This window comes from Variovorax paradoxus (assembly GCF_000834655.1).
Taxonomy (GTDB): domain Bacteria; phylum Pseudomonadota; class Gammaproteobacteria; order Burkholderiales; family Burkholderiaceae_C; genus Variovorax; species Variovorax paradoxus_F.
On record NZ_JXQQ01000096.1, the window covers coordinates 1 to 552 of the forward strand.

The 552-nt window shown below is 60.3% G+C and carries 1 protein-coding gene; it reads left to right on the forward strand.

Going from position 1 to position 552, the window contains the following annotated elements; translation table 11 throughout:
* A partial coding sequence (locus RT97_RS27845; protein WP_042582102.1) for a porin occupies positions 1 to 552 on the forward strand: 552 nt, incomplete at both ends.

Below are 552 nucleotides of genomic sequence, written 5' to 3' on the forward strand. Positions count from 1 at the left end.
GCATCGGCTACTTCCTGCCGCCGAACCTGGGTGGTTTCTACGGCCAACTGCAGTACTCGTTCAGCGAAAAGACCAAGTACAGCCCTGGCACCGCTACGCCTGATGTCGCGAACAACTCGCGCACCGGCCGTTACATCGGTGGCCGCTTCGGCTACGCGAACGGTCCTCTGGACATCGCAGCTGCTTACGGCAGCAGCACCGTTGGCGACCAGTTCTACGTCGGCACGACCAACAAGGTCAACACCTTCAACCTCGGCGCTTCGTACGACTTCGGTCCTGTGAAGCTCTTCGGTGAAGTGTCGCGCTCGAAGAACAAGCTGGACTACGAAACCGAACCCTTCCTGGGCGGCCGTCCTGACGTTGACCTGACCGGTTACCTGCTCGGCGTGACCGTGCCGGTCGGTGCTGGCCTGATCCGCGCTTCGTACTCGGCTGTCAAGTACGACAACAACCAGCAAGAAGTGCTGTTCCAGCCGCGTATTGCTGATCCGAAGGCCAACAAGCTGGCAATCGGCTACGTGCACAACCTGTCGAAGCGCACGGCTCTGTACG